Here is a 9590-nt window from a genome sequence, read left to right as displayed (position 1 = left end):
AGCCAGCCACGGCCAAAACTCAGCGGTGCGTTGCTCTCCAATCAACTGCTGTTCGCCGACCTTGCACCGTTGATCGTGCCGATTCCAACACCGAGCAAAAGGCCCGTGGCGGCGCGAGCAAGCAGCCGGCAGACAAAGTCCTGCCGGTCGAAGAGTTTAAGACTGATCGCTGGCGCGCCATGGATGCCGATGTCGAGTTCACCGGCAAGCGCATCGTCCACAGCGAGAAGCTGCCGTTCAACGACCTCTATACCCATCTGAAACTCAACGACGGCGAACTCAGCCTGGAACCGCTGCGCTTTGGCGTCGCCGGCGGCACTCTGGATGCGCTGATCCGCCTCAATGGCCGCACCGAGCCGCTGGAAGGCCGGGCGCGTTTGACCGCACGCAAATTCAAACTCAAAGAGCTGTTCCCGACCTTCGAGCCGATGAAAACCAGTTTCGGTGAGCTCAATGGCGATGCCGACATCAGTGGCCGGGGCAACTCCGTGGCCAAGCTGCTCGGTGGTGCCAACGGCAATCTGAAGATGCTGATCAACGACGGTGCAATCAGCCGTGAGTTGATGGAGCTGGCCGGGCTCAACGTCGGTAACTACGTGGTCGGCAAGATCTTTGGCGACAAGGAAGTGAAGATCAATTGCGCGGCGGCGGACTTCGACATCAAGACCGGCCTGGCGACCACACGGCTGTTTGTCTTCGATACCGAGAACGCGATCATCTACATCGATGGCACGGCGAACATGGCCACCGAGCAACTCGATCTGACCGTGACCCCTGAGTCGAAAGGCTGGCGTCTGATTTCCCTGCGCTCGCCGCTGTATGTGCGCGGCAAGTTCATCAAACCGGATGCCGGCGTCAAAGCCGTACCGTTGATGCTGCGTGGGGCGGGGATGGTTGCATTGGGCGTGATTGCCGCACCGGCGGCGGGGTTGCTGGCGCTGGTGGCGCCGAGCGGTGGCGAACCGAATCAATGTGCGCCGTTGCTGGAACAGATGAAGCAGGGCAAGGCGCCGGTGACCGTTAAACCCAGCAAGTAAGCAGGGCAGATCAAAAGATCGCAGCCTTCGGCAGCTCCTACATTTGGAATGCGTTCCCCCTGTAGGAGCTGCCGAAGGCTGCGATCTTTTGCTGTTAAGGGTTACAGATCGTTAAGGATATCCGCCATGTCGTCGGCGTGTTCTTCTTCCTGGGCGAGGATGTCTTCGAAGATGCGGCGGGTGGTCGGGTCCTTGTCACCGATGTACTGAATGATTTCACGGTAGCTGTCGATGGCGATGCGCTCGGCCACCAGATCTTCGTAAACCATTTCCTTGAGCGTATTGCCGGCCACGTATTGCGCGTGGGACATCTTGCTCAGCAGGTCAGGGTTGAACTCAGGCTCACCGCCCAGTTGCACGATCCGCTCGGCGAGACGATCGGCGTGCTCGGCTTCCTGGTTGGCGTGCTCGAGAAATTCGTCGGCGGCGACGTTGGCTTTCAGGCCGTTGGCCATGAAGTAGTGGCGCTTGTAGCGCAAGGTGCACACCAGTTCGGTGGCCAGCGACTCATTGAGCAAACGCAGGATTTCTTCACGGTTGGCGTTGTAACCCTCGGTGACCGCGCCGTTTTCCACGTGTTGCCGCGCGCGTTCGCGCAGGGTTTGAACATCAGACAAATGCACGTCACTCATTTCATTCTCCTGGAGGCTAATCCGATGGGCGCCACGTTCTGAAGACGCGGTCGCTACTCAGGGTGTGAGTCTTGAGCGAAGCGAAAAGTTTTATGCGATTTACGCCGGACTCGGTTCAGGAACTGCTGAGGACTGCGATGTCGGCAGGGTCAGAGCTGGAATAGGCTTATCGTTGAGTTGTCATCGTCGAGGTGGATGCTTGGCGAGCGTTTTGCACGTCTGGCCTCCACCCACCGCGCACAAGGATGTAACCCATGTCGACACGTTATCCACTGGTGCTGGTGCCGGGCATGCTCGGCTTTGTCCGGCTGGTGCTTTATCCGTATTGGTTCGGCATCATCAAGGCCTTGCGCCGTGGTGGTGCGACGGTGGTCGCGGTGCAGGTTTCGCCACTCAATTCCACGGAAGTGCGCGGCGAGCAATTGTTGATGCGGATCGAGGAGATCCTTCGCGAGACAGGGGCGCAGAAGGTCAACCTGTTCGGTCACAGTCAGGGCGCGTTGACCGCACGGTATGCGGCGGCGAAGCGCCCGGATCTGGTCGCCTCGGTAACATCGGTGGCCGGGCCTAATCACGGCTCCGAACTGGCGGATTATCTGGAAAAGCACTATCCCGCCAACAGCGCCAAGGGGCGCTTGCTCGAAGCGTTGCTGCGCCTGATCGGCTGGATCATGGCATTGCTCGATACGGGTTACCACGGGCCGAAACTGCCGGTGGATATCCACGCTTCCCACCAATCGCTGACGACGGCGGGCGTTGCAATATTCAATCAGCGTTATCCACAAGGGCTGCCGCAAACGTGGGGCGGGCAGGGGCCGGAAGAGGTCAACGGTGTGCGCTATTACTCCTGGTCAGGGACGCTGCAACCGGGCAAGACCGATCGTGGCGGCAATCTTTTTGACGGCACCAACCGCAGTTGTCGCTTGTTCGCCAGGACCTTCGTTCGCGAGCCGGGGCAGTGCGACGGCATGGTCGGCCGTTACAGCTCGCATCTGGGCACGGTGATCGGTGATGACTATCCGCTGGATCATTTCGACATCGTCAATCAGTCGCTGGGGCTGGTGGGCAAGGGCGCGGATCCGGTAAGGCTGTTTGTCGAGCATGCGGCGCGGCTGGAGGCTGCAGGGTTATAGCCAAACAGACCGCGTCATCGTTCTTCGCGAGCAGGCTCGCTCCCACAGGTGTCTGCATTTCAACGTGGGAGGGGCCTTATCAGGCAACGCCGACCCGCCGGCCCAGCACCGTGGTCCAGCGCTCCGACAAAACCACCCCAGCCAAGGTCAGCAACCCACCCACCAGGTGATACATCGCCAACTGTTCCTTCAACACCACCGCCGCAATCAGCGCGGTAATCAATGGCAGCAGATTGAAGAACAACGTCGTCCGGCTCGGCCCCAGTCGCTGCACCGCCTGCATCCACGCCAGCGGCGCGACCATCGAGGCCAGCAGGCATGCATACAGCACCAGCGGCACGTTCTGCAGGTTCAGCCCGGTCTTTGGCGAAGCAGCGAACAATGGAAACAACACCACAATCGCCACCAGCACCTGCAAGTACAGCAGCACCAGTGGCGGCAGGCGCAGTTGCCACTTTTTCAGCAGCGTGCTGTAAACGGCGTAGGCCAGCGTGGCGATCAGCATCATCGCATCGCCCAGATTGACCCCGTGTTGCAGCAGCGCTCCGAGGCTGCCGGATGACACCACCACCAGCACGCCAGCGAACGACAGCACCGCACCGACCAGCGCACCAGCCGTCAGGCGCTGGCCGAGGCTGATGATCGCCATGGCCAGCGACATCAATGGCATCAACGACAGGATGATGCCCATATTGGTTGCGGTGGTCAGTGTTGCGGCGAAATAGGCGAGGCTCTGATACACCGCCATGCCGAGTACGCCGAGGATGAAAATCCGCCCCAGGTTCGGCCGAATCTGCGGCCAGTGGGCGATGACTTTCTTCAGCATGAATGGCGTGAACAGCACGCCGGCCAGCAGCCAGCGATAGAAACCGATCTCGGCGGGGAAGATCGCGCCGACCGCCAGTTTGTTGATCACGGTGTTGCCGGCCCAGATGAAAATCGCCAGCAGGGGAAACGCGTATTGCATGGGACAAAAACCAGAACGTTGATGAAGCGCGATTATCGCCTGTCTGGATGCAGGCCTATACTGCGAACCGGACAACCTGCCTCTGCATCCGGACAGCATGAACAGCAAACACATCGATCTGCTCGATTTCAGCGAATTGCCGTCAGCGGTGTATTTCCGCTACGCCGATTTCAATGCCCACGAATATGCCGCGCCGCATCGCCATCCTTGGGGCACGCTGGAATACGCGGCCCATGGCGTGTTGCACATGGATGTCGACGGCAGCCGCTTCATGTCGCCGCCGCAGTACGCCGTGTGGGTGCCGCCCGAGGTCGAGCACAGTTTCTACAGCCATCAGCCGGTCAACTACCGCGCGGTGTGTCTTGATCCAAGCGTTTGCACACGATTGCCGGCGCGGGCCTGCACCTTGGCGATCAGTGACATTCTCAAGGCGATTCTCAAGGACTTCGCCGCCCGCGATGTGAAGATTCCGGAGCATGAGGCCGATCAGCGTCTGGCCCAGGTATTGGTCGATCAACTGCAACAGGCGCCGGTGCAGGAGTGTTACCTGCCGTATGCGAGCAGCCCGGGCTTGCTGACGATTCTCGACGCCTTGCAGGCCGCGCCGGGCGACAACCAACCGTTGGCGCATTGGGCCGCGCAAGTGCATGTCAGCGAGCGCACCCTGGCCCGGCAGTTTGTCCGCGAGCTGGGCATGAGCTTTGGCGAATGGCGTCAGCGCTTGCGTTATCTGGCGGCGATCGAGGCGCTGGAAACCTCGCGTTCGGTGCAGGAAATCGCTTTCGACCTCGGCTACAGCAGCGGCTCGGCGTTCATCGCCATGTTCGCCCGCCAGGCCGGGTGCACGCCGGAGCAGTATCGGCGCAGCCACCTCGAGGGCAGGAAGGTGTAACAAGCTTTGACTACACTGCGACAGAGGCCGCATCCATCGGTGCGGCAACAAGGAGAAAACTCCATGAAGATGTTGCGTGTGCCGTTGTTGATGATCGGGCTGCTTGTGTGTTCCCAGGGTTTCGCCGCCACGGCGCAACAGAACAAGATGACCACCTGCAATGCCGATGCGACCGCCAAGAGCTTGAAGGGCGACGAGCGCAAGGCGTTCATGAGCACCTGCCTGAAAGCGGCACCCGCAGCCAACGATGGCAAGGAGCTGACCCCGCAGCAGCAGAAGATGACCACCTGCAATGCCGATGCGAAAACCAAGGCGCTGACCGGTGATGCGCGCAAGGCGTTCATGAGTGAGTGTCTGAAGAAAAAGTGAAACGGTAAATAATGTGGTGAGCTTGCCGGCCTCTTCGCGAGCAGGCTCGCTCCCACATTTGAAATGCATTCCCCTGTGGGAGCGAGCCTGCTCGCGAAAGCGTCGGTGAATACACCGCCAATCCCACGCCCCGCATATCCCTAGTGCTAACCCCGGATCGCTGGCAGACTGCCCATCCTTTCACGCCGTTCGTTTTGAGGCTGTATGCCAACGTTTTCTCAGCGTCATGTTGTGTTCTGGGTCAGTTGCATCATCATTTTTGGCGGTTTGCTGTTGGTGCTGCCGCTGCGCTTGTTGCCGAGCCTGCTGGCCGGGTTGCTGGTGTTCGAGCTGGTCAACATGCTCACCCCGCAACTGCAACGGCTGATCGAAGGGCGGCGTGCGCGCTGGTTGGCGGTGGCGCTGCTCGGCACGCTGGTGGTGAGTGCGCTGGCGCTGATCTTCGCCGGCGCCATCAGTTTCCTCCTGCATGAAGCGGAAAACCCCGGCGCCTCGCTCGATAAATTCATGGGCGTGGTCGATCGCGCGCGCGGACAGTTGCCGCCGTTCATCGACGCTTACCTGCCGGCCAGCGCGGCGGAATTTCGCGTGGCGATCGGCGAGTGGGCGAGCAAGCATCTGGCCGACCTGCAACTGGTCGGCAAGGACGCTGCGCACATGTTCGTCACCCTGCTGATCGGCATGGTGCTCGGCGCGATCATCGCCCTGCAGCGCATCCCCGACGTGACCAAGCGCAAGCCGTTGGCCGCCGCTTTGTTCGACCGTTTGCATCTGCTGGTGCAGGCGTTTCGCAATATTGTCTTCGCGCAGATCAAGATTTCCCTGCTCAACACCGTGTTCACCGGGATCTTCCTCGCGGTGATCCTGCCGATGTTCGGCATCAAGCTGCCGCTGACCAAAACCCTGATCGTGCTGACCTTCCTGCTCGGCCTGCTGCCGGTGATCGGCAACCTGATGTCGAACACGCTGATCACCATCGTCGGCCTGTCGCTGTCGATCTGGGTGGCAATCGCCGCGCTGGGCTATCTGATCGTTATCCACAAGCTCGAATACTTCCTCAACGCGCGCATCGTCGGCGGGCAGATCAGTGCCAAGTCGTGGGAGTTGCTTCTGGCGATGCTGGTGTTCGAAGCCGCGTTCGGTTTGCCGGGGGTGGTGGCGGGGCCGATTTATTACGCGTATCTGAAGAGTGAGTTGAAGCTGGGGGGGATGGTCTAAGGCCAGGCAACTGAATTGAATGCATCTGTGGCGAGGGGATTTATCCCCGTTGGCCTGCGCAGCAGGCCCCTGCTTTCAAGCTCAGGAGCGGGGCCGCTTCGCGGCCCAACGGGGATAAATCCCCTCGCCACAGGATAAATCCCCTCTCCACAAAGGCTCTTCGCCACAGATTGTGATCAGGCCATCGAACCGTAGCGCTTCATCGCTTCAATCGCCAAACCGCTACCAATGCTGCCAAAGATGTTGCCTTCGACATGCCGGGCGTTCGGCAGCATTGCCGAGACGCTGTTGCGCAGGGCCGGGATGCCGCTGGAACCACCAGTGAAGAACACCGTGTCGACCTGATCGACCGCCACGCCAGCGTCATTCAACAACTGCGTAACGCTGCCACGCACACGCTCCAGCAAGGCCTCGATCGCCGATTCGAACAACGCGCGGCTCAGCTCGACGCTCAGCCCGGCTTCGATGCGGTCCAGCGGCACGTGGCGGCTGTCGGCGTGGGTCAGCTGGATCTTGGTTTCTTCCACTTCCATCGCCAGCCAGTGCCCGGCGCGCTGTTCGATCAGCTTGAACAGGCGATCGATACCGCCGGTGTCTTCGATGTCGTAGCGCATGCTGCCCAGCGCCAGCGTGGATTTCTGCGAGTAAACCGAGTTGATCGTGTGCCAGGTCGCCAGGTTCATGTGGTGACTGGTCGGCATGTACGCGCCGCTCTTCATGCGGCTGCCGTAGCCGAACAGCGGCATCAGGCCTTGCAGGCTCAGCTGTTTGTCGAAGTCGGTTCCGCCGATGTGCACGCCGCCAGTGGCGAGGATGTCATCGTGACGGTTGTCAAGACCACGACGCTCGGGCGACAGGCGCACCAGCGAGAAGTCAGAGGTACCACCGCCGATGTCGACGATCAGTACCAGCTCTTCTTTCTCGATGGTCGACTCGTAGTCGAATGCCGCCGCGATCGGTTCGTACTGGAACGACACATCTTTGAAACCGATTTTGCGCGCCACTTCGACCAGGGTGTCTTCGGCTTCCTGGTCGGCCAGCGGATCGTCGTCGACGAAGAACACCGGACGACCCAGCACCACTTGCTCGAATTCCCGACCGGCGGCGGTTTCGGCGCGGCTCTTGAGCTGGCCGATGAACAGCCCGAGCAGGTCCTTGAACGGCATCGCCGTGCCGAGGACGCTGGTGTCGTGCTTGATCAGCTTGGAGCCGAGCAGGCTTTTCAGCGAGCGCATCAGTCGGCCTTCGTAGCCTTCCAGATACTCGTGCAGGGCCAGGCGACCGTAGACCGGGCGACGTTCCTCGATGTTGAAGAAGACCACCGACGGCAGGGTGATCTTGTCGTCTTCCAGCGCGATCATGGTGTCCATGCCGGGGCGCAGCCAGCCGACGGTGGAGTTGGACGTGCCGAAGTCGATGCCGCAGGCACGGGCTGGAGAGGCGTCTTTCATGTCTTTCGGATTCCGGTGAAAAAACGGCCGCGCAGTGTATGCCAGTGCGCGGCAGATTCGAAGGCCGGTCATCCGCTATTTCGCCGGCAGACAGCTTGAAAAGCGCCGCTTCGCCCCAAACTTGCTGGCATGGGCCGGCAGACACACCGGCGGTCGCAAGAACCGTCGTCCACTGCCGATAAACTTCTGCGGCGCCACCCGGTCACAAACTTGAGATCGGTCAACCCGGCACGTGCCAATCGGCGCATGCTGGTCTCGGCGCGAAATCGATAACGGATGGTGATCCTTCCATGGACTTCAAAGACTATTACAAGATACTCGGCGTGGAGCCGACAGCCGACGACAAGGCCATCAAGGCGGCCTATCGCAAGCTGGCGCGCAAATACCACCCCGATGTCAGCAAGGAAAAAGACGCCGAGGCCAAGTTCAAGGACGCCTCGGAAGCCTATGAAGCGCTGAAAAGCGCCGACAAACGCGCCGAATACGACGAACTGCGCCGTTATGGCCAGCACGGTCAGCCGTTTCAGGGCCCGCCGGGCTGGCAGAGCCGTGGCGGCTTCGGCGGTGGCGGTGGCGACACGGGCGACTTCTCGGACTTCTTCAGTTCGATCTTCGGCAATCGCGGCCCCGGTTTCGGTGGCGCCGAGAGCCGCCAATCACGCGGACGCCGAGGGCAAGACGTGGAAATGGAACTGCCGATCTTCCTCGAAGAAACCCTGTCGAACGAATCGAAGAAAGTCACCTTTCAGGTGCCGCAATACAATGCGCACGGCCAGCATGTCAGCAACACCAGCAAGAGCCTGAACGTGAAGATTCCGGCCGGCGTTACCGACGGCGAGCGGATTCGCCTGAAGGGCCAGGGCGCACCGGGCATCGGTGGCGGGGCGAATGGCGATCTGTACCTGACCATCCGTTTTGCGCCGCACCCGAAATTCGATGTCGAAGGCGAAAACCTGATCATCACCTTGCCCCTGGCTCCGTGGGAATTGGCATTGGGCACTGAAGTGGCCGTGCCGACCCTGACCGGCAAGATCAACCTCAAGGTCCCGGCCGGCAGCCAGAACGGCCAGCGCATGCGCGCCAAGGGCCATGGCCTGCTGAACAAGGCCGGCGAACGCGGTTATCTGTTCGTGCAGCTCAAGGCCGTGATGCCCAAAGCCTCCGACGAGGAGGTCAAGGCGCTGTGGCAGGAACTGGCGAAGAAAGCCGCCTTCAATCCGCGAGAGAACTTCTGAACCCGACGACGGAGTAGCCCATCATGAGCAGCCCCCTGATCGTTCAACTGGACCTGGCAGAATTCTGTGAGGCGGCCGATTTGTCGGACGTCTACGTGATCGAAATCGTCGAGCACGGCATCCTCGAACCTCAGGGCGCGCAGCCCCGGGAATGGCGTTTCACCGATTACGAATTGGCCTTGGCCAAGCGTGCGGCGAAGCTGCGCCGTGATCTGGAACTGGAGTGGGAAGGCGTGGCGCTGGCGCTGGATCTGCTGGACGAGGTGAAGCAGTTGCGCGCCGAGAACCGCATGTTGCGTCAACGGTTGGGGCGGCTGGTGGTCGAATAAGTTGTTTGAGGCGATGAGGTCTGATCCGGCCTCATCGCGAGTGGGCCCGCTTGTGCCGGGTTAGTGTTTGCGAGTGTTTCATCCGGTATGAACCGGCAGGATGGTCTGATAGTTTCCCGGGCACATGTTGGCAATGGATGCCGACGGTCGTAGCGCCAGCCAGCCAGACTGGCCAGCGCTGCGCAATCTTTGCAAGGAAGCCTGTCAATGCCAGTCAGACCCAAGCCGCCCAAGCCGGGCGCAGTCGATATCACCACCCCTGGACGCACATCCCGGGATTCCGCCACGCACGGTATCGAGTCGCCGCACCTGACCCCCGGTCCGTTC

General features: G+C 60.9%; 9 protein-coding genes and 1 pseudogene. 7 read left to right on the top strand and 3 right to left on the bottom strand.

What is annotated here, in order from left to right; genetic code table 11:
- A pseudogene (locus OQK_RS07945) lies at nt 1-1037 on the top strand (AsmA family protein); the annotation flags it as partial.
- Nucleotides 1038-1138: 101 nt separating this feature from the next.
- Here the strand turns inward: OQK_RS07945 and OQK_RS07940 are convergent.
- Nucleotides 1139-1669 carry a ferritin-like domain-containing protein gene (locus OQK_RS07940; RefSeq protein ID WP_016771904.1) on the bottom strand — a complete coding sequence of 177 codons (531 nt, stop codon included), beginning with the start codon at nt 1667-1669 and terminating at the stop codon, nt 1139-1141.
- A gap of 254 nt (nt 1670-1923) precedes the next feature.
- Between OQK_RS07940 and OQK_RS07935 the strand changes: the two genes are divergently transcribed.
- Nucleotides 1924-2802: an esterase/lipase family protein gene (locus OQK_RS07935; protein WP_016771903.1), complete on the top strand. Its 879-nt coding sequence runs from the start codon at nt 1924-1926 to the stop codon at nt 2800-2802.
- Between the two features lie 79 nt (nt 2803-2881).
- Here the strand turns inward: OQK_RS07935 and OQK_RS07930 are convergent, their stop codons facing one another.
- Nucleotides 2882-3769 carry a DMT family transporter gene (locus OQK_RS07930; protein WP_016771902.1) on the bottom strand — a complete coding sequence of 296 codons (888 nt, stop codon included), beginning with the start codon at nt 3767-3769 and terminating at the stop codon, nt 2882-2884.
- A gap of 97 nt (nt 3770-3866) precedes the next feature.
- Between OQK_RS07930 and OQK_RS07925 the strand changes: the two genes are divergently transcribed.
- From OQK_RS07925 to OQK_RS07915, 3 genes are all read left to right on the top strand, one after another.
- A complete protein-coding gene (locus OQK_RS07925) occupies nt 3867-4661 on the top strand; it encodes an AraC family transcriptional regulator (RefSeq protein WP_016771901.1) in 795 nt (264 codons plus the stop codon).
- Nucleotides 4662-4724: 63 nt separating this feature from the next.
- Entirely contained in the window at nt 4725-5030 is a 306-nt protein-coding gene (locus OQK_RS07920; protein ID WP_016771900.1) for a PsiF family protein, read from the top strand.
- A gap of 204 nt (nt 5031-5234) precedes the next feature.
- Nucleotides 5235-6248: an AI-2E family transporter gene (locus tag OQK_RS07915; RefSeq protein WP_016771899.1), complete on the top strand. Its 1014-nt coding sequence runs from the start codon at nt 5235-5237 to the stop codon at nt 6246-6248.
- Nucleotides 6249-6424: 176 nt separating this feature from the next.
- Here OQK_RS07915 and OQK_RS07910 read toward each other — a convergent pair whose 3' ends face one another.
- Complete coding sequence (locus tag OQK_RS07910) at nt 6425-7699, bottom strand: Hsp70 family protein (protein WP_016771898.1); 1275 nt, start codon at nt 7697-7699, stop codon at nt 6425-6427.
- Between the two features lie 290 nt (nt 7700-7989).
- On the opposite strand from OQK_RS07910, the gene OQK_RS07905 reads away from it, so the two are divergent.
- Together OQK_RS07905 and OQK_RS07900 are read left to right on the top strand one after the other, a co-directional pair.
- Entirely contained in the window at nt 7990-8934 is a 945-nt protein-coding gene (locus OQK_RS07905) for a DnaJ C-terminal domain-containing protein (RefSeq protein WP_016771897.1), read from the top strand.
- A gap of 23 nt (nt 8935-8957) precedes the next feature.
- A complete protein-coding gene (locus OQK_RS07900; RefSeq protein ID WP_016771896.1) occupies nt 8958-9263 on the top strand; it encodes a chaperone modulator CbpM in 306 nt (101 codons plus the stop codon).
- The last annotated feature ends 327 nt before the right edge of the window (nt 9264-9590 follow it).

The organism is Pseudomonas sp. R62, assembly GCF_000257605.1.
Classification (GTDB): Bacteria; Pseudomonadota; Gammaproteobacteria; order Pseudomonadales; family Pseudomonadaceae; genus Aquipseudomonas; species Aquipseudomonas atacamensis.
Note: the sequence above shows the minus strand (reverse complement) of the source record. Positions and strands in the feature narration are given on the sequence as shown.

Excerpts from the sequence above, each read along its gene's own strand:
- OQK_RS07925 (WP_016771901.1), top strand. The coding sequence starts at position 3,867 with ATGAACAGCAAACACATCGATCTGCTCGATTTCAGCGAATTGCCGTCA.
- OQK_RS07935 (WP_016771903.1), top strand. The coding sequence starts at position 1,924 with ATGTCGACACGTTATCCACTGGTGCTGGTGCCGGGCATGCTCGGCTTT.
- OQK_RS07900 (WP_016771896.1), top strand. The coding sequence starts at position 8,958 with ATGAGCAGCCCCCTGATCGTTCAACTGGACCTGGCAGAATTCTGTGAG.
- OQK_RS07940 (WP_016771904.1), bottom strand. The coding sequence starts at position 1,669 with ATGAGTGACGTGCATTTGTCTGATGTTCAAACCCTGCGCGAACGCGCG.
- OQK_RS07930 (WP_016771902.1), bottom strand. The coding sequence starts at position 3,769 with ATGCAATACGCGTTTCCCCTGCTGGCGATTTTCATCTGGGCCGGCAAC.
- OQK_RS07920 (WP_016771900.1), top strand. The coding sequence starts at position 4,725 with ATGAAGATGTTGCGTGTGCCGTTGTTGATGATCGGGCTGCTTGTGTGT.
- OQK_RS07905 (WP_016771897.1), top strand. The coding sequence starts at position 7,990 with ATGGACTTCAAAGACTATTACAAGATACTCGGCGTGGAGCCGACAGCC.
- OQK_RS07915 (WP_016771899.1), top strand. The coding sequence starts at position 5,235 with ATGCCAACGTTTTCTCAGCGTCATGTTGTGTTCTGGGTCAGTTGCATC.
- OQK_RS07910 (WP_016771898.1), bottom strand. The coding sequence starts at position 7,699 with ATGAAAGACGCCTCTCCAGCCCGTGCCTGCGGCATCGACTTCGGCACG.